This is a genomic window from Stenotrophomonas sp. YJH_SMC_69 (assembly GCF_059370495.1).
Genome location: NZ_JCAFTS010000002.1, coordinates 319695 through 343663, shown reverse-complemented (window position 1 = coordinate 343663; position 23969 = coordinate 319695). Strand labels below are relative to the sequence as shown.

The 23969-nt window shown below is 66.2% G+C and carries 23 protein-coding genes; 11 read left to right on the top strand and 12 right to left on the bottom strand.

The annotated features are described in order from the left end of the window. Positions 1–67: 67 nt before the first annotated feature. Positions 68–472 (top strand): hypothetical protein, encoded by a 405-nt coding sequence (locus AC5P8F_RS04740; protein WP_014648478.1) that lies wholly within the window; start codon positions 68–70, stop codon positions 470–472. Positions 473–610: 138 nt separating this feature from the next. Here AC5P8F_RS04740 and AC5P8F_RS04735 read toward each other — a convergent pair whose 3' ends face one another. Continuing rightward, positions 611–1723, bottom strand: a complete 1113-nt coding sequence (locus tag AC5P8F_RS04735) for a PLP-dependent cysteine synthase family protein (RefSeq protein WP_014038552.1) — start codon at positions 1721–1723, stop codon at positions 611–613. A 125-nt stretch (positions 1724–1848) separates the two neighbouring features. Between AC5P8F_RS04735 and gloA the strand changes: the two genes are divergently transcribed. Next, complete coding sequence (gene gloA, locus AC5P8F_RS04730; protein WP_014648479.1) at positions 1849–2364, top strand: lactoylglutathione lyase; 516 nt, start codon at positions 1849–1851, stop codon at positions 2362–2364. Between the two features lie 90 nt (positions 2365–2454). Further along, complete coding sequence (locus AC5P8F_RS04725) at positions 2455–2883, top strand: VOC family protein (protein ID WP_049404183.1); 429 nt, start codon at positions 2455–2457, stop codon at positions 2881–2883. Positions 2884–2950: 67 nt separating this feature from the next. On the opposite strand, the gene AC5P8F_RS04720 is transcribed toward AC5P8F_RS04725, so the two are convergent. Next, positions 2951–3382, bottom strand: a complete 432-nt coding sequence (locus AC5P8F_RS04720; protein ID WP_014648481.1) for a CBS domain-containing protein — start codon at positions 3380–3382, stop codon at positions 2951–2953. Positions 3383–3828: 446 nt separating this feature from the next. Beyond that, on the bottom strand, positions 3829–5667 hold the full coding sequence (gene glmS / locus AC5P8F_RS04715) for a glutamine--fructose-6-phosphate transaminase (isomerizing) (RefSeq protein ID WP_014648482.1): 1839 nt from the start codon (positions 5665–5667) through the stop codon (positions 3829–3831). 203 nt (positions 5668–5870) lie between these two features. On the opposite strand from glmS, the gene AC5P8F_RS04710 reads away from it, so the two are divergent. The 7 genes from AC5P8F_RS04710 (at position 5871) to AC5P8F_RS04680 (ending at position 13662) form a co-directional block, all read left to right on the top strand. Continuing rightward, positions 5871–7148, top strand: a complete 1278-nt coding sequence (locus tag AC5P8F_RS04710; protein WP_495227650.1) for an efflux RND transporter periplasmic adaptor subunit — start codon at positions 5871–5873, stop codon at positions 7146–7148. Positions 7149–7183: 35 nt separating this feature from the next. After that, the gene (locus AC5P8F_RS04705) at positions 7184–7909 is read left to right on the top strand and encodes an ABC transporter ATP-binding protein (protein ID WP_014648484.1); all 726 of its coding nucleotides are present in this window, start codon (positions 7184–7186) and stop codon (positions 7907–7909) included. Positions 7910–7919: 10 nt separating this feature from the next. Then, complete coding sequence (locus tag AC5P8F_RS04700) at positions 7920–9221, top strand: ABC transporter permease (protein ID WP_014648485.1); 1302 nt, start codon at positions 7920–7922, stop codon at positions 9219–9221. Positions 9222–9242: 21 nt separating this feature from the next. Continuing rightward, complete coding sequence (locus AC5P8F_RS04695; RefSeq protein WP_014648486.1) at positions 9243–10457, top strand: ABC transporter permease; 1215 nt, start codon at positions 9243–9245, stop codon at positions 10455–10457. A gap of 16 nt (positions 10458–10473) precedes the next feature. After that, positions 10474–10845, top strand: a complete 372-nt coding sequence (locus AC5P8F_RS04690) for a PDZ domain-containing protein (protein ID WP_014648487.1) — start codon at positions 10474–10476, stop codon at positions 10843–10845. 121 nt (positions 10846–10966) lie between these two features. Beyond that, the gene (locus tag AC5P8F_RS04685; protein WP_495227649.1) at positions 10967–12313 is read left to right on the top strand and encodes a sigma-54-dependent transcriptional regulator; all 1347 of its coding nucleotides are present in this window, start codon (positions 10967–10969) and stop codon (positions 12311–12313) included. Then, positions 12310–13662 (top strand): sensor histidine kinase, encoded by a 1353-nt coding sequence (locus AC5P8F_RS04680; protein ID WP_014648489.1) that lies wholly within the window; start codon positions 12310–12312, stop codon positions 13660–13662. The genes AC5P8F_RS04685 and AC5P8F_RS04680 overlap by 4 nt, the downstream gene beginning before the upstream one ends. Before the next feature lie 56 nt (positions 13663–13718). Here AC5P8F_RS04680 and AC5P8F_RS04675 read toward each other — a convergent pair whose 3' ends face one another. Beyond that, complete coding sequence (locus AC5P8F_RS04675) at positions 13719–14252, bottom strand: GNAT family N-acetyltransferase (RefSeq protein WP_041863844.1); 534 nt, start codon at positions 14250–14252, stop codon at positions 13719–13721. Continuing rightward, positions 14221–15588, bottom strand: a complete 1368-nt coding sequence (glmU, locus tag AC5P8F_RS04670; protein ID WP_014648491.1) for a bifunctional UDP-N-acetylglucosamine diphosphorylase/glucosamine-1-phosphate N-acetyltransferase GlmU — start codon at positions 15586–15588, stop codon at positions 14221–14223. Before glmU ends, AC5P8F_RS04675 begins: the two co-directional genes overlap by 32 nt. Positions 15589–15671: 83 nt before the next feature. Here glmU and AC5P8F_RS04665 point away from each other — a divergent pair, with 83 nt between their 5' ends. Continuing rightward, positions 15672–16055: a GtrA family protein gene (locus tag AC5P8F_RS04665; protein ID WP_049440007.1), complete on the top strand. Its 384-nt coding sequence runs from the start codon at positions 15672–15674 to the stop codon at positions 16053–16055. A 13-nt stretch (positions 16056–16068) separates the two neighbouring features. Here AC5P8F_RS04665 and AC5P8F_RS04660 read toward each other — a convergent pair whose 3' ends face one another. The 7 genes from AC5P8F_RS04660 to AC5P8F_RS04630 form a co-directional block, all read right to left on the bottom strand. Next, entirely contained in the window at positions 16069–18282 is a 2214-nt protein-coding gene (locus tag AC5P8F_RS04660; RefSeq protein ID WP_495227648.1) for a putative glycosyltransferase family protein, read from the bottom strand. A 72-nt stretch (positions 18283–18354) separates the two neighbouring features. Continuing rightward, entirely contained in the window at positions 18355–18777 is a 423-nt protein-coding gene (locus tag AC5P8F_RS04655) for a F0F1 ATP synthase subunit epsilon (RefSeq protein ID WP_005419509.1), read from the bottom strand. A 113-nt stretch (positions 18778–18890) separates the two neighbouring features. Next, the gene (gene atpD, locus AC5P8F_RS04650; protein ID WP_005419510.1) at positions 18891–20297 is read right to left on the bottom strand and encodes a F0F1 ATP synthase subunit beta; all 1407 of its coding nucleotides are present in this window, start codon (positions 20295–20297) and stop codon (positions 18891–18893) included. A gap of 37 nt (positions 20298–20334) precedes the next feature. After that, positions 20335–21198 (bottom strand): F0F1 ATP synthase subunit gamma, encoded by an 864-nt coding sequence (gene atpG, locus AC5P8F_RS04645; RefSeq protein ID WP_014648494.1) that lies wholly within the window; start codon positions 21196–21198, stop codon positions 20335–20337. A gap of 97 nt (positions 21199–21295) precedes the next feature. Continuing rightward, the gene (gene atpA / locus AC5P8F_RS04640) at positions 21296–22843 is read right to left on the bottom strand and encodes a F0F1 ATP synthase subunit alpha (RefSeq protein WP_005419511.1); all 1548 of its coding nucleotides are present in this window, start codon (positions 22841–22843) and stop codon (positions 21296–21298) included. 44 nt (positions 22844–22887) lie between these two features. Further along, the gene (locus tag AC5P8F_RS04635) at positions 22888–23415 is read right to left on the bottom strand and encodes a F0F1 ATP synthase subunit delta (protein ID WP_032129048.1); all 528 of its coding nucleotides are present in this window, start codon (positions 23413–23415) and stop codon (positions 22888–22890) included. A 2-nt stretch (positions 23416–23417) separates the two neighbouring features. After that, positions 23418–23888: a F0F1 ATP synthase subunit B gene (locus AC5P8F_RS04630; RefSeq protein ID WP_005419512.1), complete on the bottom strand. Its 471-nt coding sequence runs from the start codon at positions 23886–23888 to the stop codon at positions 23418–23420. Positions 23889–23969: the final 81 nt, after the last annotated feature.

Here is a 23969-nt window from a genome sequence, read left to right as displayed (position 1 = left end):
GACGGCCGCGCACCGAAGCTCTGGCTGCGGGGGAGTCCGCAGCGGTACTTACCGAACGAGGCCCTACATGGAAGGTCTGGCTGCAGTGGCATCCATCTCACCGGCGCGCTCGCTGGCGCTGTCCGCCAGCCCGGCAGAACTGGCCTGGATCGCCGCGCTGTGCGATGCCGGCGACGACGCCCCCCGCCATTTGGAGCAGCTGCAGGCGGTATTGCAGCAGGGCGGCACGTTCAACGATGCCCAGGAGTGGTACCCGTTCGAGGTGATCGAGCGCGGCGCCAGCCAGTTGCAGCTGGGCCACGAGCGCGAGTTCGTGATCTGCGTGCTGCTGTGGCTGCAGGCATTGGCCCAGGGACGCGCCAGCATCCTGGACCCCAGCCTGCACCTGGATGACCGCGCGATGGACATCGAGGCGTTGCCTGATGCGCTGCGCGATGCGGTGCTGGATGCGTTCACCGCAGCGGGGTATTGAGACGCCCCGGCGACCGGGTGGAGTCGACTGTGGGTCGACTTTCGCGCGCAGCGCGGGATTCCGGCGACCTGAACGTGGAGCGGTCGACCAACAGTAGACGCTACCCAGCCGATGCGCAGCCGGCCGTGCGTTGCCGCGTTACAACGCTTCCAGGCTGCACCACGGCAGTTCGGGCAACCCCTGCCCGGCCACCGCCGCCGCCAGCTGCGCATCGGCGCCGTCGACATCGATCCCCTGTCGCCCATACCACGCCGGGTCGTAATAGCTCTGCGCATAGCGCTCGCCACTGTCGCACAGGATGCTGACGATGCTGCCCTGGTGGCCCGCCTCACGCATCCATTGCGCGGCCTGCAGCACGCCGATGAAGTTGGTGCCGGTGGAGCCACCGACACGGCGGCCGAGCTGGCGGCTGACATGGCGCATCGCGGCCAGGCTCAGCGCATCGGGCACCTTCACCATCGCATCGACACTGGTCGGGATGAAACTCGGCTCCACCCGTGGCCGGCCGATGCCTTCCACGCGCGAGCCACCGCTGCAGGTCAGTCCACGCCAGTCCTGTTCACCGGCCACGGCAGCCTTGTAGCCGTCGAAGAACACCGACACTTCCGGGTCCGCGCAGAGGATGCGGGTGTCATGCCGGCGGTAGCTGACATAACGGCCCAGCGTGGCGGCGGTGCCGCCGGTACCCGGGCTGCACACGATCCATTCCGGAACCGGGCTGGGCTCTTCGGCCATCTGCTTGAAGATGGATTCGGCGATGTTGTTGTTGGCACGCCAGTCGGTCGCCCGCTCGGCATAGGTGAACTGGTCCATGAAGTGGCCGCCGGTTTCGCGGGCCAGCTTTTCCGAATCACAGTTGAGGTCGCAGGCGCGCTCGACCAGGTGGCAGCGGCCCCCGTGGAACTCGATCGCCGCGATCTTTTCCGGCGAGGTGGTGGCCGGGATCACCGCAATGAACGGCAGGCCCAGCAGGCGCGCGAAATAGGCTTCGGACACGGCGGTCGAGCCACTGGAGGCCTCGATCACTGGCCGGCCCTCGCGCAACCAACCGTTGGCCAGCGCGTACAGGAACAGCGAGCGCGCCAGCCGGTGCTTGAGGCTGCCGGTGGGATGGCTCGACTCGTCCTTCAGGTACAGGTCGATGCCCTCGAACCCGGGCAGCGCCAGCGGGATCAGATGGGTATCGGCGGAACGGTTGAAATCGGCTTCGATCTTGCGGATGGCGGCGGCCACCCATTCACGCTGCGACATGGCGGGCAATCGTTTTCAGGACGGAACGGTGCGATCCGGCCATTGTACGTCGCGGTGCCGTCAGGTGCGGGCCGGTAGAATGGCGCCATCCGGCCGGCAACGGCCCCGTCTGAAGGACCTCCCCCATGACCATTCCCGCCCTGCGCGATGTCCCCGGCGTCGCCGCCCAGGCACCGGCCGAAACCAGCGGCTTCGTGTTCAACCACACCATGCTGCGGGTGAAGGACATCACCGCCTCGCTGGACTTCTACACCCGCGTGCTGGGTTACCAGCTGATCGACAAGCGCGACTTCCCGGACGCCCAGTTCAGCCTGTACTTCCTGGCCTACGTGCCGGCCGGCGCAGTGGTGCCGGAAGACGACAGCCAGCGCCGCCTGTGGATGGCCGGCCTGCCGGGCGTGCTGGAACTGACCCACAACCACGGTACCGAAACCCAGGCCGGTGCGGTGTACCACGACGGTAACAGCGACCCGCGCGGCTTCGGCCACATCTGCGTGTCGGTGCCGGACATCGAGGCCGCCTGCCAGCGCTTCGAGGACCTCGGCGTGACCTTCCAGAAACGCCTGACCGACGGCCGCATGAAGAATCTGGCCTTCATCAAGGACCCGGACGGCTACTGGGTCGAAATCATCGCCAACTGACAAAAAGGGGACGGAGGGGATTAAGTCATTTCTGGCACTATTGGCCGGAAGCGACTTAATCCCCTCCGTCCCCTTTTTTGCGAGGTTCGTATGGAAACGATGGAACTGCACCGCGGCCGCCTGATCGACCACATCCAGCTGGTGGTGCGTGACCTGGCCGCCAGCCGCCGCTTCTACCAGGCGGTGTTCGACACCATCGGCATCCCGATCGCCGGCGAAGGCGATGATTACTTCTGGGCCGATGAGCTGTTCATTTCCAGCGCCAGCAGCGAGGCCGCCGCCGGCCAGCTGACCGGCCGGCACCATCTGGCCTTCCAGGCCCGCGACAGCGCCACCGTCGATGCCTTCCATACCGCCGCGATCGCCGCCGGCGGCACCGACAACGGCGCGCCGGGCGAACGCCCCTACCACCCGGGCTACTACGGCGCCTTCGTGCTCGACCCGGACGGCAACAACATCGAAGTGGTCTATCACGGTCCTGCGAACTACAGCGCCGACTCGGTAAAGGTCACGTTCTGATATCACCGAAGCCGTGAACGAAGAAGCCGGGCAATGCCCGGCTTCCCTGCTTCCAGCGCTGCAGCCCTCAGTGGGCGGCCATGTAGATGTCCTGAAGCACGGCCTTTTCCAGTTCCAGCTCGCCCAGCAGGTTCTTCACGATATCGCCCAGGCTGAGGATGCCGACCAGCTGGTTGCCGTCGGTCACCATCAGATGACGGCGCCGCGAGTACGTCATCAACGACATGGCCTGCTTCAGCGTCGCGTCCGGCGCAATGCCTTCCAGGCCGGTGGACGGCAGGCTGGAGATCACCCGGCGGCCGGCCTGCGGGCCGTCGTCGGCCAGGGTACGCACGATGTCCTTCTCGGAAATGATGCCGACCGGGGCATCGTCCTTCATCACCACCAGCGCAGCGATCCTGTTCGCGCTCATCTTGTGGGCGGCGGCACCGATGGTGTCTTCGGCGTCGATGGTGATGACAGCTTCTTTCTTGGATTGCAGGAGTTCGCGGACGTTCATTCTTGTTTCCTGGTGCAGGTCACTGAAGTCAAAAAAGTGTGCTCTTCCGATACGCCCCCTCCCCGGGAACAGACCTTTCAGCGCACGTCTGGCGCACCCGGCCGCCGCGTGGAATGGATCGGCAGGCGATGTGCTGCAACGCGAACGAGGTGGGCTCAACCGCTCAACCCGGACCTCGGTCAAATCGATTCTACGACTGCGACCATCGGTCACTACCGGCATCGATAGGACAGTTCGTCGTGGGAACCAACCGACGATCCAGAGAATGGCACCGCGGCTGAAACCGCCGCTGAATACAGCCGATGCCACGCATTAAAGAATGATTGCCTGCTGCCGACGGCGGACAGAACACCCGGTGGCTGTCCCACTTGGCATGGCCAACCACGCAAACGAAAGGGGCCACGCGGGCCCCTTTTCGCATGCAGCATTCAACGGATCCGGGAGTGTTACTCCACCGTCACGCTCTTGGCCAGGTTGCGCGGCTTGTCCACGTCGGTGCCGCGTGCCAGCGCGGTGTGGTAGGCCAGCAGCTGCACCGGGATGGTGTGCACGATCGGGCTGAGCACGCCGGCATGGCGCGGCGTGCGGATCACGTGCACGCCTTCGGACTCATTGAAGTTGCTGTCCTGGTCGGCGAACACGAACAGCTCGCCACCACGGGCGCGCACTTCCTGCATGTTCGACTTCACCTTCTCCAGCAGGCTGTCATTGGGGGCAATCACCACCACCGGCATGTCCTCGTCCACCAGCGCCAGCGGGCCGTGCTTCAGCTCGCCCGCCGGGTAGGCCTCGGCGTGGATGTAGGAAATCTCCTTGAGCTTGAGCGAGCCTTCCAGCGCGATCGGGTAATGCAGGCCACGGCCCAGGAACAGCGCATTGGACTTGCGCGCGAAGCGCTCGGCCCACGCCGCGATCTGCGGCTCCAGGTTCAGTGCGTGCTGCACGCTGCCCGGCAGGAAGCGCAGCTGCTCCAGGTAATCCGCTTCCTGCGCCGCGTCGATGCGGCCATGCAGCTTGCCCAGCACCACGGTCAACTGGAACAGCGCGGCCAGCTGGGTGGTGAAGGCCTTGGTCGAAGCCACGCCGATCTCCGCGCCCGCGCGGGTGTAGCAGACCAGCTCGCTGGCGCGCGGAATCGCGCTTTCCGGCACGTTGCAGATCGACAGCGTGTGCTTGTGGCCAAGCGCCTTGGCGTACTTCAGCGCCTCCATCGTATCCAGCGTTTCGCCGGACTGGGAGATGGTGACGATCAGGTGCTTCGGGTTGGCATACGCGGCGCGGTAGCGGTACTCGCTGGCAATCTCCACGCTGCACGGCAGGCCGGCGATGGCCTCGATCCAGTAGCGCGCGGTCAGGCCGGCGTAGTAGCTGGTGCCGCAGGCAATGATCTGCACGCCCTCGATGCCCGACAGCACCGCTTCGGCATTCTTGCCGAACAGCTCGGCCGGGAAACCACCGGCGTCGATCGCCGCCTCGATGGTGTCGCCCAGCGCGCGCGGCTGCTCGTGGATTTCCTTCTGCATGAAGTGGCGGTACGGGCCAAGCTCCAGCGATGCCAGCGACACGTCGGACAGGTGCACATCGCGCTCGACCGGCCGGTCATGCTCATCGAAGATGCGCACGCCATCGCGACGGATCTCGGCGGTGTCGCCCTCTTCCAGGAAGATCACCTTGCGGGTGGCCGAGATCACCGCCGAGACGTCGGAGGCGACGAAGTTCTCGCCCTCGCCCAGGCCCACCAGCAGCGGGCAGCCCATGCGCGCGCAGACGAAGCGCTCCGGCTCGGCGCGGCTGACCACGGCCAGCGCGTACGCGCCGGTCAGCTCCTTCACCGTGTGCTGCAGCGCCACCAGCAGGTCATCGCCGCCCTTCAGGTGATGATGGATCAGGTGCGCGATGACTTCGGTGTCGGTCTGCGACTCGAAGGTGTAGCCCAGCGCGCGCAGCTTCTCGCGCTGCTCTTCGTGGTTCTCGATGATGCCGTTGTGCACCAGCGCCACGCCGTGGCTGATGTGCGGATGCGCGTTGGCCTCGGTGACGCCGCCGTGGGTGGCCCAGCGGGTGTGGCCGATACCCAGCACCGCATTGAACCCTTCGGCCTCGGCCGCCGTGGCCATTTCCGACACGCGACCGGTGCGGCGGACACGACGTACTTCGGGGCGCTCGGCGTGATCGATCACCGCGATGCCCGAGGAGTCGTAACCACGGTACTCAAGCCGCTTCAGGCCTTCGATCAGCACCGGCACCACGTCGCGATCGGCGATTGCACCCACGATTCCACACATGTCACGCGTTTCCTTCAAGACGATCGGCGCATTCTAGCCCGCGTGTCCGGCTTCCCCCTCCTGTCCGCTTAATGAAAGTGTCCGGAAAGGTGTCCGCGGACACCCGGACACTCCAGCGGCCCGCCCAACCTGTTGAACTGAAAGGAAATAAAGTTGGCACGCTACGTGCTTGGTACTGGCTACCACCGTCAGGCACGCACCCGATGATCCGCGACACTTCCGCACAGGACCAGATCGTTTCCTCCGCCCCCGCCGGCGCCACCCGCGCCAACTGGCAGCGCTACCGCTGGCCGGCGCTGGGCACCATCGTGCTGCTGGCCGGCATCGGCTGGGCCGTGCATGCCTGGTCCAATGCCAGCCGCTCCTTCGACAGCAGCCGGGTGCGCATCGCCGAAGTGAAGCGCGGCGACCTGGTCCGCGACATCGCCGCCGACGGCCGGGTGATCGCCGCCAACAGCCCGATCCTGTACGCCATCTCGGCCGGCACCGTGGACCTGAAAGTGGTCGCCGGTGACGTGGTCAAGAAGGGCCAGGAACTGGCGGTCATCGACAGCCCGGAACTGCGCAGCAAGCTGGCCCAGGAACAGGCCACCCTGGCCGGCCTGGAAGCCGAGGCCAGCCGTGCCGCGCTGGACGCCACCCTGGCCCGCGCCAAGTCGCGCAAGGAAACCGACCAGGCCACCATCGAGCGCCAGGCCGCCGACCGCGACCTGCAGCGCTTCCAGCGCGGCTACGACGGCGGTGCGGTGCCACAGATCGACCTGGCCAAGGCCAAGGACTCGCTGAAGAAGGCCGACATCACCCTGGCCAACGCCACCACCGATGCGCGCCTGCAGAGCCAGGGCGCCGACCTGGATGCCCGCAACAAGCGCCTGCTGGCCGACCGCCAGAAGGCCGTGGTGGCCGAAGTGCAGCGCCAGGTCGACGCACTGACCCTGCGCGCACCGTTTGACGGCCAGGTCGGCCAGGTGCAGGCGGTCCAGTCCACCAACCTGGCTGCCAACGCGCCGGTGCTGGGCGTGGTCGACCTGTCCAAGTTCGAGGTCGAGATCAAGGTGCCGGAGAGCTTCGCCCGCGACCTGGCGATCGGCATGCCGGCGCAGCTGACCGGCGGCAATGGCAAGCCGTTCCCGGGCGAGATCAGCGCGGTGTCGCCGGAAGTGGTCAACGGCGAGGTCAACGCCCGCGTGCGCTTCGCCAGCGCGCAGCCGGAAGGCCTGCGCCAGAGCCAGCGGATGTCGGTGCGCGTGCTGCTCGATACCCGCAAGGACGTGCTGAAGGTCGAGCGCGGCCCGTTCGTCGAACAGGGCAATGGCGTGGCCTACGTGATGGATGGCCGCACCGCGGTGCGGCGTCCGGTGGAACTGGGCGTCAGCAGCCTGGGCGAAGTGGAAATCAAGTCGGGTGTGCAGCCGGGCGACCGCATCGTGGTCTCCGGCAGCGACCTGTTCAAGGACGCCGAACGCGTCTCCGTCAACTGATACCTGATACCTGAATCCTGGAGAGAGGACACCCCATGTACATGCTCGAAATGCGTTCGGTCGCCAAGGTCTTCCGCACCGAACAGGTGGAAACCCACGCGTTGCGCTCGCTGGAACTGCAGGTCAAGGAAGGCGAGTTCGTCGCGGTCACCGGCCCGTCCGGCTCCGGCAAGACCACCTTCCTCAACATCGCCGGCCTGCTGGAAACCTTCACCAGCGGCACCTACCTGCTTGACGGCCAGGACGTGAGCACGCTGGGCGATGACGCCCGCAGCCGCCTGCGCAACCAGAAGATCGGCTTCATCTTCCAGGGCTTCAACCTGATTCCCGACCTGAACCTGTTCGACAACGTCGACGTGCCGCTGCGCTACCGGAAGATGAGTGCCAACGAGCGCCGCGAACGCATCGAGAAGGCGCTCACCCAGGTCGGCCTGGGCTCACGCATGAAGCATTACCCGAACGAACTGTCCGGCGGCCAGCAGCAGCGTGCGGCGATCGCGCGTGCGCTGGCCGGCAGCCCGCGCCTGCTGCTGGCCGACGAACCGACCGGCAACCTGGATACGCAGATGGCCCGCGGCGTGATGGAACTGCTGGAGGAGATCAATGCCGCCGGCACCACCATCGTGATGGTCACCCACGACCCGGAACTGGCCGCGCGCGCGCAGCGCAACGTGCACATCGTCGATGGCCAGGTGACCGACCTGGTGCGCGAACCGGTGCTGGCTACCCCGCCGCGCCACATCGTTGCCGTCAACGAGTGAGGGCACTCCCATGTTCGCCTACTACACCCGATTGGCGGTACGCAGCTTCCGCCGCAACAAGATCCTGACCGCACTGATGGTGGTCGCCATCGCGCTCGGCATCGGTGCCTCGATGACCACGCTGACGGTGTTCCACGTGCTGTCCGGCGACCCGATTCCCGGCAAGAGCGACCAGCTGTTCTACGTGCAGGTCGATCCGCGCCCGCGCGGCGGCTATACCCCGGGTGAGGAGCCTGAGGAACAGATGACACGGCGCGACGCCGAGACCCTGCTGCGCGAGAAGCGCGGCATCCGCCAGGCGATGATGAGCGCGGGCGGCGGCACGGTGGAACCGGAGCTCAGCACGCTCAAGCCGTTCTCGGTGGATACGCGCTGGACGTCGGCCGATTTCTTCCCGATGTTCGACGTGCCGATGCAGTACGGGCGTGCCTGGAACAGCAGCGATGATGACAATCGCAGCCGGGTGGTGGTGCTGTCGAAAGCGATCAACGACAAGCTGTTCCAGGGTGCCGACAGCACCGGTCGCGAGATCCGCCTGAGTGGCCATTCACTGCGGGTGATCGGCGTGATGAAGAAGTGGAATCCCGAACCCCACTTCTTCGATCTGACCACCGGCAACTACGGCAAGGATGAAGACCTGCTGGTGCCGTTTTCCACTGCGATGGACCTGGAGTTCGGCAGCAACGGCAACATGAACTGCTTCGGCGAGAATCCGGATGGCAGCAGCAACTCGATCAACGCGCCCTGCAGCTGGATCCAGTACTGGGTGGAGCTGGATCCGGCCAAGGTCGAGGACTACCGCAGCTACCTGGCCAACTACTCGGACCAGCAGCGCGCAGCGGGCCGTTTCGAGCGCCCTACCAACGTGCGCCTGCGCCCGGTGATGGAGTGGTTGACGTTCAAGAATGCCGTGCCCAGCGACGTGCGCCTGCAGATGTGGCTGGCACTGGGCTTTCTCGGCGTCTGCCTGGTCAACACGGTGGGCCTGCTGCTGGCGAAGTTCCTGCGCCGCAGTGGCGAGATCGGCGTGCGCCGCGCCCTCGGTGCCAGCCGTGGGCAGATCTTCCTGCAATGCCTGGTTGAAGCCGGTGCGATCGGCGTTGCCGGCGGCGTGCTCGGCATCGGCCTGGCCCTGCTCGGCCTGTATGCGGTGCGCCAGCAACCCGTGGACTACGCGAGCCTGGCCCACCTGGACGGCAGCATGCTGCTGCTGGCCATTGGCCTGACCCTGTTCGCCAGCCTCGCCGCTGGTTTCCTGCCCGCCTGGCGCGCGATGCAGGTTACCCCGGCCATCCAGCTCAAGTCGCAGTAAGCACGAGTACGAGGACCTCCCATGGATATCCGCCCCATCCTCAGCACCCTGCGCCGGCACAAGACAGCCGCCGCCCTGATCGTGCTGGAAGTCGCCCTGACCTGCGCCATCGTCTGCAATGCCCTGTTCCTGGTCACCCAGCGCGTTGAACGGATCAGCCAGACCAGCGGCCTGGCCGAGAACGAGCTGGTGTTCGTCCGGGTCAGCGGCATCGGCAAGCAGACCAATGGCCAGGCCCGCACCCAGGAGGACCTGTCCGCCCTGCGCGCCGTTCCCGGGGTCACCGCCGCCGCGAAGGTCAACCAGCTGCCGTTCCGCCCGAACTCCTCCAATACCAGCGTTTCGCTGAAGCAGGAACAGGAACGTCCGACCGCCTTCGTCACCATGTACATGTTCGGCGAAGGTGGACTGTCCACGCTTGGACTGCAGCTGACCGCCGGCCGCGACTTCCAGCCCAGTGAATACAGCAACGTCGAGGATGCACAGAAGAACGCCTCCACCAATACCGCCTCCTCGGTGATCATCAGCCGCACGCTCGCCGACAGGCTGTACCCCGGCGAGAACGCACTGGGCAAGACGTTCTACATGGGCAAGCAGCCACTGCACGTGGTGGGTATTGTCGCGTCATTGGCCACGCCCACCGATTACAACAACAACACCACGCTGTCGATGGTGCTGCCTGTGCGGACCGATTTCACCCAGGGCCCGTACGTCCTGCGCACCGCTCCGGAACGGCGCGAGGAAGTACTCAAGGGCGCGATCGCCGCGCTTGAACGCAACGACCCCAACCGGCTGGTGCGCGAGAAGCTGACCTATGAGGCGCAGCGCAATGACTACTTCAAGAACGACAGGGCCATGGTCGGGCTGCTGATCACGGTGTGCATCTCGCTGCTGGTGGTCACCGCACTGGGCATCATCGGCCTGGCCAGCTTCTGGGTGCAGCAGCGCAGCAAGCAGATTGGTATCCGTCGCGCGCTCGGCGCGACGCGTGGGCAGATCCTGCGCTACTTCCAGACCGAGAACTTCCTGCTGGCCACGCTGGGCATCGTGCTGGGCATGCTGGCCGCCTATGCGATCAACCTGGCACTGATGAACATGTACGAGCTGCCGCGCATGCCGCTGCACTACCTGCCGCTGGGCGCACTGCTGCTGTGGGTGCTTGGCCAGATCGCGGTGTTCGGACCGGCCCGGCGCGCGGCAGCGGTACCGCCTGCGGTTGCCACGCGGGGCGCATGAGATGCGTATCCGCTGGATGCTGATGATGATGCTCCTGCCACTGCCGGCACTGGCCGGCGGTGGCAGCTCGCAGACACTGGAGTGGCGCCAGGACGATGCGCGCCTGGCATTGCGTTCGAGCGAAGGCCAGGTGCGCGTGGAAGCCGCCGGCCCGGAAGCCCGCTTCGGCGTGCGCAGCGGCGATCGCATCCTGCGGGTGGATGACACCACCGTACGCAGGATCGAGCATCTTGCCGAGGCCCTGCGGCGTTCAAGCGCCGCCAGGGCCTATCTCCTGCTGCAGCGCGACAGGCAGGAACTGACGGTCGCGGTGGACGCCGCTGCCTGGCGCAGGGCGCTGGTCGCTCCGCCTCCGCCAGCACCGCCACCGCCGCCGCCCCGACGCTGAGCCCGCCGCCCCGACGGCTACGGGTTTGGCTATGCTTGATGGGTGGCGCCGGGCTCTCCCGGCGTATGGACACGAACACGGCTCCATCGGCGCCGCCCATCCCTTTCTGCAGAACCGCTTGATGCCTTCGATCCTGATCATCGACGACAACGCCAGTGTGGGCACTGCACTGGACGTGCTGTTCTCCCTGCACGACATCGACACCCTGCAGGCGCAGAGCCCGGCCGAGGGGCTGGCCCTGCTCGAGTCGCAGCCGGTCGACCTGGTGATCCAGGACATGAACTTCAGCGAGGACACCACCTCCGGCGAGGAGGGCGAAGCGCTGTTCGCACAGATCCGCGCACGCCACCCGGACCTGCCGGTGATCCTGCTGACGGCCTGGACCCACCTGAGCAGCGCGGTGGACCTGGTCAAGGCCGGCGCCGCCGACTACCTGGCCAAGCCCTGGGACGACCGCAAGCTGCTGACCACGGTCAACAACCTGCTGGAGCTGTCCGAGGCGCGGCGCGAACTGGACCGCCGCCGCAGCCGCGAGCTGCGCCAGCGCAATGCGCTGGAAGAAAAGTACGACCTGTGCGGTGCGGTCTTCGCCGATCCGGCCAGCGAGCGCGTCATCGCCCTGGCCTGCCAGGTCGCGCGCTCCGAGCTGCCGGTGCTGATCACCGGTCCCAATGGTGCCGGCAAGGAGAAGATCGCGCAGATCATCCAGGCCAATTCACTGGTGGCCAAGGGCCCGTTCATCACGGTCAACTGCGGCGCGTTGCCGTCGGAGCTGATCGAGGCCGAACTGTTCGGTGCCGAGGCCGGCGCCTACACCGGCGCCAACAAGGCACGCGAGGGCAAGTTCGAAGCCGCCGACGGAGGCACGCTGTTCCTGGATGAGATCGGCAACCTGTCGCTGCGCGGGCAGATGAAGCTGTTGCGTGTGCTGGAAACCGGCCGCTTCGAGCGCCTGGGTTCCAATCGCGAACGCCAGGTCAAAGTCCGCGTGGTCAGCGCGACCAATGCCGACCTGCCGGCGATGATCCGCGACGGCACGTTCCGCGAAGATCTCTACTACCGCCTCAATACAGTGGAACTGGTACTACCGCCGTTGGCCGAGCGCGCGGGCGACATCGTGCCATTGGCCGAGCGTTTCCTGACGGCCGGCAAGCCGCTGTCCAGTGCCGCCAGTGCCGCCCTGCAACGGCACCCGTGGCCGGGCAACGTGCGCGAACTGCGCAACGTGATCCAGCGTGCCGAACTGCTGGCGACCGGCAACCGCATCGAGGTGGCCGACCTGAACCTGCCGCGCACCGCACCGGCGCCACGACCTGCACCGAGCGCTGGCAACGATCCCGACCGCGAGCGCATCGAGGACGTGCTGGCACGCAACCACGGCGTCATCGCCCAGGCGGCTGCCGAACTCGGCCTGAGCCGCCAGGCCCTGTACCGGCGCATGGACCGCCACGGCATCCCACGCGAATGAAACGGCGCTCGTTCACCTTCCGCCTGTTCCTGCGCCTGCTGCCGGTGCTGGCGCTGGCCGCTGCGCTGCCGTGGCTGCTGGCGTACTGGATGAACCATGGCTGGGTGGTGACCACGGCGTCGGCCGTGATCCTGCTGGCGTTGATGTGGTGGACCCTGCGCCGTGCCACCGCACCGGTGCGCTCGCTGATGCGTGCACTGTCCGGCACCACCAGCAGCTACCGCGACGGCGAGTACAACTTCGGCGTGTACTGGCCGGGCAACGACGAACTGGGCGACCTGGTGCAGGCGCACCGCGAGCTGGGCGATGTGCTGCGCGAACAGCGGCAGGGCCTGGTGCAGCGCGAACTGCTGCTGGACACCATGGTGCAGAACACGCCGGTGGCCATGCTGCTGATTGCCTCCGGCGGCGATGGCATCGCCCGCGTGGTGTTCTCCAACCTGGCTGCGCGCAAGCTGCTGCATGGCGGCTGGAAGCTGGAAGGCCAGCGTCTGGAAGAGGTGCTGGAACAGGTGCCGGTAGAGCTGCGCGATGCCATTGCCCGTGGCGGCGACAGCCTGTTCGCGGTGCATGCCGAGGGCGAGGACGGCGACGAGGATGACGAGCAGGTCTACCACCTGTCGCGCCGCGCCTTCCAGCTCAACGGCCGTCCGCACGACCTGCTGCTGGTACGCCTGCTCACCGCCGAACTGCGCCGCCAGGAAGTGCAGACGTGGAAGAAGGTGATCCGGGTGATCAGCCACGAGCTCAACAACTCACTGGCACCGATCGCCTCGCTGGCCCACTCCGGTGGCGTGCTGGTGCAGCGCGAACGCTTCGACCGGTTGCCGGAGATCTTCACCACCATCGAGGACCGCGCACGCCACCTGGAAGGCTTCATCCGTGGCTATGCACGCTTCGCAAAGCTGCCGCAGCCGCAACTGCAGACCGTGCACTGGGCGCCGTTCCTGTCCAGCCTGCGCCAGCAGATCCCGTTCACCATGGAACGCGAGCCGGACGAGGACCTGAGCAGCCGCATCGACATCGCGCAGTTCGGGCAGGCATTGCTGAATCTTCTGAAGAACGCGCATGAAGCCTGCGCCGAGGCCGATCCGCCCAACGATGACGTACAGGTGCAACTCACGCGGCTGCCGCAATGGCTGCGCCTGGACGTACTGGATCGCGGCAAGGGCATGAACGAGCAGGTGCTGCAGAACGCCTTGATGCCGTTCTATTCGACCAAGCGCAACGGCACCGGCCTGGGGTTGGCACTGACGCGCGAGATCGTGGAAGCGCACGGTGGCCGCGTGTCGCTGCAGAACCGCGGCGATGGCGGGTTGTGCGTGTCGATCCTGTTGCCGGTGGGTTGAGCGGGCCGATCGGGTAGCTCCACGCCATGCGCGGATGTGCCGACCAGGGCCGGCACCTACCAGGTCCGCCGCATCGCCACCCGCAGGTGCATCGGAAACCCGAGCGCAGCCTCTTCGGCCATGACGGCGCGCAGGCCGTCGTTCCACTCAGCCTCAGGCACTACGTCGAACCCTTCGCTGGCATAGAAGGCTGCATTCCATGGCACATCGCTCAAGGTGGTCAGCACCGCTGCAGCAAAGCCGGTGGCCCTGGCCTGCGCCAAGGCGTGCCGCAGCAATGCACGGCCATGGCCACGACGCGCGTGCGCCGGGTCCACATCCATCTGCAGGACATGGAACTCGCCACCCAGCTCGCCGCCCAGCAGGTAGCCGGCAATGTCGCCGCCGGGGCCATCCACAACCCACAGCTGGCCCCGCTGAAGGCCGTCCTGCAGCGTCGGCAGATCCAGGCCGTGGCCGGCAAATACCGGATGGGCTTCGTGATCCTTCAGCAGTTCGCCGGCACGCTGTTCAATTGCCGGCAGCACGCCGAGCTCGTCGGCATGCGGAATACGTGGCTCAGGACTTCTTGACCGGGCGCTTCCAGCCATCGATGGTTTCCTGTCGTGCGCGGGCCAGTGTCAGCTTGCCGTCCGGGGCGGTGCGGGTGATGACCGAACCGGCAGCGATGGTCGCGCCCTCGCCGATCGTCAGCGGCGCCACCAGCGAACTGTTGGAACCGATGAACGCGTTGTCGCCGATGGTGGTGGTCGACTTGTTCACGCCGTCGTAGTTGCAGGTGATGGTGCCGGCACCGATGTTCACCTTGCTGCCGATCACCGCATCACCCAGATAGGTGAGGTGGTTGGCCTTGCTGCCGACGCCGAGGGTGACCTTCTTGGTTTCGACGAAGTTGCCGACGTGCACGCCATCGGCCAGCACGGTACCTGGGCGGAGGCGCGCGAACGGACCGACCAGCGCCGCGCCTTCGGTGACCACACCCTCCAGATCACAGTGCGCGCGTACTTCGGTACCGGGGCCGAGAGTAACGTCCTTCAGGCGGTTGAACGGACCGATGGTAACGCCGTCGCCGAGCACGATGTTGCCTTCGAGAACGACATCGACATCGATCAGCACGTCACTGCCCACGGTGACGGTGCCACGGATGTCGAGTCGTGCCGGGTCGCGCACGCGTGCACCCTGTGCGCACAGCGCACGCACGGCGCGATGCTGCCAGGCACGCTCCAGCTGCGACAGCTGCCAGGGATCGTTTGCCCCCTCGGCTTCCTGCGCGTCGGCCACCAGCGCCATTTCGGCCGGGGTGTACTCATGCGCGGCAAATGCGAACACGTCGGTCAGGTAGTACTCGCCCTGCGCATTGCGGTTGGACAGCTGCGACAGCCAGCGGCGCAGCGCGGTCGACTCCGCGGCGATGATGCCGGTGTTGATCGTGCGCACGCGCAGCTGGTCGTCGGTCGCGTCCTTCTGCTCGACGATCGCTCCCACCTTGCCTTCGGCATCGCGCAGCACACGGCCGTAACCGGTCGGGTCATCAACCTCGGCGACCAGCACCGCCAACCGCCCCGGCTGCGCCAGCAGATCGCGCAGGGTCTGCGCGCGGATCAGCGGTACATCGCCGTACAGCACCAGCACCTGCACGGCATCCGGCACCTGCGGCATCGCCTGCGCCACCGCGTGGCCCGTACCCAGCTGCTGCGCCTGTTCAGCCCACTGCAGGTCGGGCTGGTCGGCGAACTGTTGCCGCACCGCCTCACCGCCATGGCCGTAGACCACATGGATGGCCGCCGGTTGCAGTTCGCGGGCCGCATCGATCACGTGCGCCAGCATCGGTTGGCCGGCGATCGGCTGCAGCACCTTCGGCAGCACCGACCTCATGCGCTTGCCGGCGCCGGCGGCGAGGATGATGACGTGCAAGGCTTGGGTCATGGGAACGGCAGTCCGTGGTTCGTTGCCGACGATTCTAGAGCGTACGCCGTTAACATGGGCATCCCTCCTCCTTCACCATGCCGATGAGCCTTGTCCGCCAGGGAAGCGCCTACCTCGTGATCGGGCTCGTGCAGCTGCTGGTCGATTGGCTGGTGTTCGTGGTCGCCACCGCGCTTGGCATGCCGGTCGCACCGGCCAACGTCGCCGGGCGCCTGGCCGGCATGCTGCTGGGCTTCTGGCTCAACGGCCGCTACACCTTTGCCGAGGCCGGCACCCACAAGCTGGGCTGGAAGCGCTTTGCACGCTTCTTCGGGCTGTGGCTGCTGCTGACTGCGGCAAGCACGTTGCTGGTGAGCCTGGTCGACCACGCGCTGGGCCTGCAGTACACCTGGCTGGCCAAGCCACTGGTGGAAGGCGGGCTGGCGTGCGTGTCGTTCCTGTTGATGCGCCATGTGGTGTACCGCTGATCGCGGTCAGCGGTCAGCGATCACCGTCACGGCGCAGGCGCGCTCCCAGTCCCTCACGCCACAGCTGCAGCGCGCTGTAGCGCAACCGCACCTGATGCTGCCCGGCCGGCACGCACAACGCATGGAAGAGGCCATTGCCGCGCAGCAGCGGCAGTACCTGGCCATCCTCGAGCTGCGCCTGCCAGCCACGACCGGTGGTTTCGTTGATCACCACCCATGCTGCATGGTCGGCCACCACCGTCAGCTCGATGCGTCCCGGCTGGTAGCGCAGCACCTGTACCGTGGCCTCGCCGGCATCCTGTTCGGCACAGTGGCTGCTGGCGGCTGCCGGCAGCCATAGCTGCCGGTTGAAATCGGTCTGGTTGAACAGCGGCGCAGGCGGTAGACGCTCCTCATGGCGGCGCACCTGCCGCGGATTCAGCACCCGTGGCAGCACGCTGTCACGCCGCGCAAGTTCCACCTGGTCGCCCTGCGCGCTGGAGCCCGGGAACGGCTCCTGGGCCAGCAGCCAACGCACGCCCAGCAGGTCGTACAGGGGAGCAGCGGTGTCTGGCATCCAGGCAGTGGGGACCTTCTGCTGGAAGGTATCCACCGGCTCGCCCGGCATCCCGGTCATCTGCAGATAGTCGCTTGCCAGCAGCGGGTTGTAGCCGTTTGCCAGCGCAATGGCATGCACCGCCGCGCCGTTGGTGAGTCCGCCGATGCCGAAGACCACCGCGCGCTCGGGTATGCCGATATGCCGCTCTGCCGCCAGCAGCGCATAGGCGCGCTGCGCAGGACCCGCACGATCGGCGGTGAGCACCGACTTTGTGCCGCTGCCCGCGTTGAACCTGGTGCCGACGTTGAACAGCAGCAGGTCCAACAGCACCAGCGCCAGCACCCAGCGCGCAGGTGACTGGTGGCGGCGCAGCACCCACACCGCGGCTACGCCCAGCGCGGCGCTGACCGCAAGCCAGGCGAAAGCGAGCGGATGACCATGATCGATCGCCAGCCACGCAGCGCACGCGCCCAGCACTGCGACGACCGCCACGGACACCCGATGCAATCGCAATGGCTGCCGCTGCAGGGCAACCTGCAGGGCACTGGCACCGAGCCACGCCGCCGCAGGCACGGTAAGAAACAGCGCATCGGATGGGCGCCGGAACAGGTCCAGCCCCGGAAGCCAGCCAAACAACCAGGGGAACAGCGGCGTGGCGCCACCCACCGCGACCATGATCGCCAGCGTCAGCGCACACAGCGCGACGCGCGTCGCCGCCGGCTTGCGCCGCAGCACCTCACCGCCCCAGAGCAGCCACAGCGCCAGCGGCACTGCCCCCACATAGAGGTAATCGGCGCTGATATCACCGAAGGCCCAGCTGTCGCCGCGCCCCTGCGAGAACACGTTGCCCGACAGCAGTGTCACCAGTGTCTGCCAGTGGATGGCACCCGGCAGCGCGGCTTCCAGCGTCAGGCCATTGCGATTGGTCTGGTCCAGCCAGGCCAGCGTGGACAGCCACTGCGGCGCACTGACACCACCGGCGAGAATGGCCACCACGCCCAGCTGCCACAGCAGGCGCATGCGCTGCCCCTGTGCCAGCACGACAGCAGCCACGGCGTAGATCACGCACGTGAGGATGATGAAATAAGTGACCTGGGTCAGTTGAAGCGCACACATCCCGCCGGCCACACCGGCCAGCAGGATGTCGCGCATCCGTCCCCGCCGGCGGACCTGCTCCAGGCCCAGCCACAGCCAAGGCAGCAGGCAGTAGCTGATGATCATCGGCGTGTGCTGCAGGCGCGACGCGGCCACGCCACCAAACATCAGCGTGAGTGCGAACAGCAGCTGCGCCGGCGGCGGCATGCCCTGCACGCGGCTCAACCGCAGTGCACCCAGGCCGCCTGCCAGCACATGCAGCAGCACCACCACCGTGAACAGGTGCAGGGAGCCCGGCGCCAGCAGCATCGGCAGCAGCATCGTCGGCTGCAGCGTCATCATCTGCGGATCGGCCACCTGCGGGTAGCCACCGTAGAGATACGGATTCCACCAGGGGGCCTGCAGGTGACGCAACTGCTCGGCACTGAAACTGACCGCCGGGAAGAACTGCTGCACGGCATCAAAGGGAATGGTCTTGATGCCACTGAGCCATGGCAGGCACAGAACGATCCACGCAATCAGGAACACGCCTGCCGGTGTGCGCCACGGCCGCTGCCAGCTGCCGCCTTCAATCGCTGTCGAGTAGTGCTGCATTCCCTGCTCCTGTGGCGAACAAACAAAAACGCCGGCAGCTAGCCGGCGCTTGTGCTTGATGACGCGCGAACCTCAGTGCTTGAGATTCTTGCGCAGGCGCTCCAGCGCCTGCAGCTGGACGACGGCTTCGGCCAGCTTCTGCTGGGCTTCAGCCACTTCCATCGCTTCGCCGCGGTTGGCCAGGATGCGCTCGGCTTCTTCCTTGGCCTTGCGGACCGAGGCTTCGTCGATGTCCTGCGCGCGGATCGCGGTGTCGGCCAGCACGGTCACCACCTGCGGCTGCACTTCCAGGATGCCGCCGGAAATGGCGAAATCCAGCTGCTCGCCGTTCGGCGTGGTCACCACCACCTTGCCCGGCTTCAGGCGGGTGATCAGCGGCGCGTGCTTGGGCGCGATGCCCAGTTCGCCCAGCTCACCGGTGGCCACGACCAGGGTCGCTTCGCCACGGAAGATTTCCTGCTCGGCGCTGACGATGTCGCAACGGATCGTGCTCATGCAAATCTCTTCGCTGTTCGCGGCGGCGCAATGCCGCCGTGGGGGTCCACCGGCGCGGGCGGTTGCCCGGCGCCGGCGTCAGGTCAGGCAGGATCGCTCCCGCCCGTCCCGGATCAGGCCTTCTCGGCCATCTTCTTGGCCTTCTCGACCGCTTCTTCGATGCCGCCGACCATGTAGAACGCCTGCTCCGGCAGGTGGTCGTACTCGCCATCGACGATGGCCTTGAAGCCACGGATGGTGTCCTTCAGCGGCACGTACTTGCCCGGCGAACCGGTGAACACTTCGGCCACGTGGAACGGCTGGCTGAAGAAGCGCTCGATCTTGCGGGCGCGCGACACGGCCTGCTTGTCTTCTTCGGACAGTTCGTCCATGCCCAGGATGGCGATGATGTCCTTCAGTTCCTTGTACTTCTGCAGGGTCTGCTGGACGCGCTGGGCGGTGTCGTAGTGCTCGTGGCCGATGACCAGCGGATCCATCTGGCGGCTGGTGGAGTCCAGCGGGTCGACGGCCGGGTAGATACCCAGCGAGGCGATCGAACGCGACAGGGTCACGGTCGAGTCCAGGTGGGCGAAGGTGGTCGCCGGCGACGGGTCGGTCAGGTCGTCCGCGGGAACGTAGACGGCCTGGATCGAGGTGATCGAACCGTTCTTGGTCGAGGTGATGCGCTCCTGCAGGACGCCCATTTCCTCGGCCAGGGTCGGCTGGTAACCCACGGCGGACGGCATGCGGCCCAGCAGTGCCGACACTTCGGTACCGGCCAGGGTGTAACGGTAGATGTTGTCGACGAACAGCAGGACGTCCTTACCCTTGCCGTTTTCGTCCTTCTCGTCGCGGAAGTACTCGGCCATGGTCAGGCCGGTCAGGGCGACGCGCAGACGGTTGCCCGGCGGCTCGTTCATCTGGCCGTACACCATCGCCACCTTGTCCAGGACGTTGGAGTCCTTCATTTCGTGGTAGAAGTCGTTGCCCTCACGGGTACGCTCACCCACGCCGGCGAACACGGACAGACCGCTGTGCGCCTTGGCGATGTTGTTGATCAGTTCCATCATGTTGACGGTCTTGCCGACGCCGGCGCCGCCGAACAGGCCGACCTTGCCGCCCTTGGCGAACGGGCACATCAGGTCGATGACCTTGATGCCGGTTTCCAGCAGCTCGGTGGCCGGGGACTGGTCTTCATACGACGGCGCAGCGCGGTGGATTTCCCAGTTGTCGCTGGCAGCGACCGGGCCGGCTTCGTCGATCGGACGGCCAAGCACGTCCATGATGCGGCCCAGGGTGCCGGCGCCGACCGGCACCGAGATGCCACGGCCGGTGTTGACGGCAACCAGGTTGCGCTTCAGGCCGTCGGTGGAACCGAGGGCGATGGTACGCACCACGCCGTCGCCCAGCTGCTGCTGGACTTCGAGGGTGATCTCGGTGTTTTCCACCTTCAGTGCGTCGTACACCTTCGGCACCGATTCACGCGGGAATTCGACGTCGACGACCGCGCCGATGATCTGAACGATCTTGCCCTGACTCATTGCTGCATCCTCTAATGTGTGCTTTGAACGAACGCGGTCAGACTGCTGCCGCGCCGCCGACGATTTCGGAGATTTCCTGGGTGATCGCTGCCTGGCGCGCCTTGTTGTAGACGAGCTGCAGGGTGCCGATCAGCTTGTTGGCGTTGTCGCTCGCCGCCTTCATCGCAACCATGCGTGCCGCATGCTCGGAGGCGACGTTTTCCAGCAGTGCCTGGTACACCAGCGACTCGATGTAACGCGTCATCACGTGCTCGAGCACGGTCGCGGCATCGGGTTCGTACAGGTAGTCCCAGTCGTGGTGAGCGACCTGCTTCTCAGCCGGCGGCAGCGGCAGCAGCTGATCGAAGCTGGCCTTCTGCACCATGGTGTTCACGAAGCGGTTGTAGACCAGGTACACGCGGTCGATCCTGCCTTCGGTGAAGGCGTCGAGCATGACCTTGATCACACCGATCAGCGATTCCAGCTTCGGTACGTCGCCGATGTGGGTCACGCTGCCGACCATGTTGACCTTCACGCGGCGGAAGAAGGTCGAAGCCTTCTGGCCGATGGTCACCAGGTCCACTTCGGCACCCTTGTCCTGCCATGCCTTGGCTTCGCCCAGCATCTTGCGGAACAGGTTGTTGTTCAGGCCGCCGGCCAGACCGCGATCGGAGGAGATCACGATGAAACCGACCCGCTTGACCTGCTCGCGCTCGACCAGGAACGGATGCTGGTAGTCGGTGCTGGCCTGGGCCAGATGACCGATCACCTGCTTCATCGCCTGCGCGTACGGACGCGAGGTCTTCATCCGATCCTGCGCCTTGCGGATCTTGGAGGCCGAGACCATTTCCAGGGCGCGCGTCACCTTGCGGGTGTTCTGCACGCTCTTGATCTTGGTTTTGATTTCGCGTCCGCTTGCCATCTCTTGTTTCCCGTGGCGCGGGGCTGATGCCCCGCGTTGTTCAACCGTTTGTCATCTGGTCCAGCGGAGCCAGCGGCTCCGCTCTACAGGACCGCGATTACCAGCTGCCGGTGGTCTTGAACTCGGCGATGCCCTTCTTGAAGGCACCTTCGATGTCGTTGTCCCAACCGCCGGTGGCGTTGACCTTGCTGATCAGCTCGCCCTGGGTGTTGGCGAAGTGGGCGTGCAGGCCTTCTTCGAACGCCAGCAGCTTGTTGACCGGCACGTCGTCGAGGTAACCCTCGTTGACGGCGTAGATCGACAGCGCCTGGTTGGCAATCGACATCGGCGCGTACTGCTTCTGCTTCATCAGCTCGGTGACGCGCTGGCCACGCTCCAGCTGCTTGCGGGTCGCTTCGTCCAGGTCCGAGGCGAACTGCGCGAACGCAGCCAGCTCGCGGTACTGGGCCAGCGAGATGCGAATGCCGCCCGACAGCTTCTTGATGATCTTGGTCTGGGCCGAGCCACCGACGCGCGACACCGAGATACCGGCGTTCACGGCCGGGCGGATGCCGGCGTTGAACAGGTCGGTTTCCAGGAAGATCTGGCCGTCGGTGATCGAGATCACGTTGGTCGGAACGAAGGCGGACACGTCGCCGGCCTGGGTCTCGATGATCGGCAGCGCGGTCAGCGAACCGGTCTTGCCGGTGACCTTGCCTTCGGTGAACTTCTCGACGTATTCCTCGGACACGCGGGCAGCGCGCTCGAGCAGACGGGAGTGCAGGTAGAACACGTCACCCGGGTAGGCTTCACGGCCCGGCGGACGCTTCAGCAGCAGCGAGATCTGGCGGTAGGCAACGGCCTGCTTGGACAGATCGTCGTACACGATCAGCGCGTCTTCGCCGCGGTCCATGAAGTACTCACCCATGGTGCAGCCCGAGTAGGCGCTGATGTACTGCATGGCAGCCGATTCGGAAGCGGTCGCGGCCACCACGATGGTGTGGGCCAGCGCGCCGTTCTCTTCCAGCTTGCGCACGATGTTGGCGATGGTCGACGCCTTCTGGCCGATCGCAACGTACACGCACTTGATGCCGGTGCCCTTCTGGTTGATCACCGCATCGATCGCCATGGCGGTCTTGCCGGTCTGGCGGTCACCGATGATCAGCTCGCGCTGGCCACGGCCGATCGGGATCATCGAGTCGACCGACTTGTAACCGGTCTGCACCGGCTGGTCGACCGACTTGCGCCAGATCACGCCCGGAGCAACGCGTTCCACCGGAGCGGTCAGGTCGGTGCCCAGCGGGCCCTTGCCGTCGATCGGCTCGCCCAGCGCGTTCACGACGCGGCCCAGCAGTTCCGGGCCGACCGGCACTTCCAGGATGCGGCCGGTGGTCTTGGCGACGTCGCCTTCGCGCAGGTGCTCGTAGTCACCCAGGACCACGGCGCCGACCGAGTCGCGCTCCAGGTTCAGGGCCAGGGCGAAGGTGTTGTTCGGCAGTTCGATCATTTCGCCCTGCATCACGTCGGCCAGACCGAAGATGCGCACGATGCCGTCGGACACGCTGGTCACGGTGCCTTCGTTGCGCGATTCCGCGGCCAGCTTGACCTTCTCGATGCGGTTCTTGATCAGTTCGCTGATTTCGGAGGGGTTGAGCGTGGTTGCCATCGTCAAGTCCTAGTGCCGGCAGCGGGGCCGGACGTTAAATGAATTCAGTTAGCGAGCGCGGTCTGCAGACGGGCCAGCTTGCCCTTCAGCGAACCATCGATGACCACGTCGCCGGCGTCGATCACGGCGCCGCCGATCAGCGAAGCATCGACCGCGGTGGTCACGTCGACCTCGCGGTTGAAGCGCTTGCGCAGCGCGACCTTGATCGCGTCCAGCTCGCCGGCCGACAGCTCGGAAGCCGAGGTCACCGTGGCCTTGACCACGTGCTCGGCTTCGGCGCGCAGGGCGTCGAACATGCCGGAGATTTCCGGCAGCAGCGGCAGACGATGCGATTCGGCCAGGATGGCCAGGAAGCGCGAGTAGGTCTCGCCGTGCGACACCGGCGCCAGCAGGGCGACGGCGTCGTCACGACCCAGCTCCGGGTTGGCGAGCAGGGCCGCCACGCGCGGGTCGGCGGCGACGTGGGCGGAGAACGCCAGGGCGTCCGACCACGGCGCGAACGCACCTTCGTCGCGCGCGGTCGCGAACGCGGCGCGGGCGTACGGGCGGGCAAGCGTGAGGGCCTGGCTCATCCTTAGATCTCCGAGGCCAGCTCGTCGAGCAGCGCCTTGTGGGCGTTGGCGTCGATTTCGCGCTTGAGCAGCTTTTCGGCACCGGTCACGGCCAGCGCGGACACCTGCTTGCGCAGATCTTCACGGGCACGGTTGGCGGCGGCGTCGATTTCAGCCTGGGCCAGTTCCTTCTGACGGGTGGCTTCGGTGATCGCTTCGTTACGGGCTGCATCAACGATCTGGTTGGCACGCGCGTGGGCCTGATCGATGATCTCGTTGGCCTTGGTGCGGGCTTCCTTCAGCGCTTCGTTGACCTTCTCCTGCGCCTGGGCCAGATCTTTCTGGCTGCGGTCGGCAGCAGCGAGGCCTTCAGCAATCTTCTGCTGGCGCTCTTCGATCGCGTTCATCAGCGGCGGCCAGATCTTGGTCGCGATGATCCAGATCAGACCAGCGAAGGCCAGCGCCTGCGCAAGAAGGGTGAAATTGATATTCATGGTTAGCTCGATCGCTGGTTTCGGGGTGGACGTGCCGCCGAAGCGGCACATCCGGCCTTCATCCGAAACCGGGTGCATCAG

What these genes read in the sequence shown, in the direction of transcription:
- atpG (WP_014648494.1), bottom strand. Translation starts at nt 21,198, where the DNA reads ATGGCAAGCGGACGCGAAATCAAAACCAAGATCAAGAGCGTGCAGAAC.
- AC5P8F_RS04690 (WP_014648487.1), top strand. Translation starts at nt 10,474, where the DNA reads ATGCTGATGATGATGCTCCTGCCACTGCCGGCACTGGCCGGCGGTGGC.
- AC5P8F_RS04735 (WP_014038552.1), bottom strand. Translation starts at nt 1,723, where the DNA reads ATGTCGCAGCGTGAATGGGTGGCCGCCGCCATCCGCAAGATCGAAGCC.
- AC5P8F_RS04720 (WP_014648481.1), bottom strand. Translation starts at nt 3,382, where the DNA reads ATGAACGTCCGCGAACTCCTGCAATCCAAGAAAGAAGCTGTCATCACC.
- AC5P8F_RS04630 (WP_005419512.1), bottom strand. Translation starts at nt 23,888, where the DNA reads ATGAATATCAATTTCACCCTTCTTGCGCAGGCGCTGGCCTTCGCTGGT.
- AC5P8F_RS04635 (WP_032129048.1), bottom strand. Translation starts at nt 23,415, where the DNA reads ATGAGCCAGGCCCTCACGCTTGCCCGCCCGTACGCCCGCGCCGCGTTC.
- atpD (WP_005419510.1), bottom strand. Translation starts at nt 20,297, where the DNA reads ATGAGTCAGGGCAAGATCGTTCAGATCATCGGCGCGGTCGTCGACGTC.
- AC5P8F_RS04675 (WP_041863844.1), bottom strand. Translation starts at nt 14,252, where the DNA reads ATGGCTGGAAGCGCCCGGTCAAGAAGTCCTGAGCCACGTATTCCGCAT.
- AC5P8F_RS04685 (WP_495227649.1), top strand. Translation starts at nt 10,967, where the DNA reads ATGCCTTCGATCCTGATCATCGACGACAACGCCAGTGTGGGCACTGCA.
- AC5P8F_RS04710 (WP_495227650.1), top strand. Translation starts at nt 5,871, where the DNA reads ATGATCCGCGACACTTCCGCACAGGACCAGATCGTTTCCTCCGCCCCC.
- glmU (WP_014648491.1), bottom strand. Translation starts at nt 15,588, where the DNA reads ATGACCCAAGCCTTGCACGTCATCATCCTCGCCGCCGGCGCCGGCAAG.
- AC5P8F_RS04660 (WP_495227648.1), bottom strand. Translation starts at nt 18,282, where the DNA reads ATGCAGCACTACTCGACAGCGATTGAAGGCGGCAGCTGGCAGCGGCCG.
- AC5P8F_RS04725 (WP_049404183.1), top strand. Translation starts at nt 2,455, where the DNA reads ATGGAAACGATGGAACTGCACCGCGGCCGCCTGATCGACCACATCCAG.
- glmS (WP_014648482.1), bottom strand. Translation starts at nt 5,667, where the DNA reads ATGTGTGGAATCGTGGGTGCAATCGCCGATCGCGACGTGGTGCCGGTG.
- AC5P8F_RS04680 (WP_014648489.1), top strand. Translation starts at nt 12,310, where the DNA reads ATGAAACGGCGCTCGTTCACCTTCCGCCTGTTCCTGCGCCTGCTGCCG.
- AC5P8F_RS04740 (WP_014648478.1), top strand. Translation starts at nt 68, where the DNA reads ATGGAAGGTCTGGCTGCAGTGGCATCCATCTCACCGGCGCGCTCGCTG.
- AC5P8F_RS04705 (WP_014648484.1), top strand. Translation starts at nt 7,184, where the DNA reads ATGTACATGCTCGAAATGCGTTCGGTCGCCAAGGTCTTCCGCACCGAA.
- AC5P8F_RS04695 (WP_014648486.1), top strand. Translation starts at nt 9,243, where the DNA reads ATGGATATCCGCCCCATCCTCAGCACCCTGCGCCGGCACAAGACAGCC.
- AC5P8F_RS04665 (WP_049440007.1), top strand. Translation starts at nt 15,672, where the DNA reads ATGAGCCTTGTCCGCCAGGGAAGCGCCTACCTCGTGATCGGGCTCGTG.
- AC5P8F_RS04700 (WP_014648485.1), top strand. Translation starts at nt 7,920, where the DNA reads ATGTTCGCCTACTACACCCGATTGGCGGTACGCAGCTTCCGCCGCAAC.
- atpA (WP_005419511.1), bottom strand. Translation starts at nt 22,843, where the DNA reads ATGGCAACCACGCTCAACCCCTCCGAAATCAGCGAACTGATCAAGAAC.
- AC5P8F_RS04655 (WP_005419509.1), bottom strand. Translation starts at nt 18,777, where the DNA reads ATGAGCACGATCCGTTGCGACATCGTCAGCGCCGAGCAGGAAATCTTC.
- gloA (WP_014648479.1), top strand. Translation starts at nt 1,849, where the DNA reads ATGACCATTCCCGCCCTGCGCGATGTCCCCGGCGTCGCCGCCCAGGCA.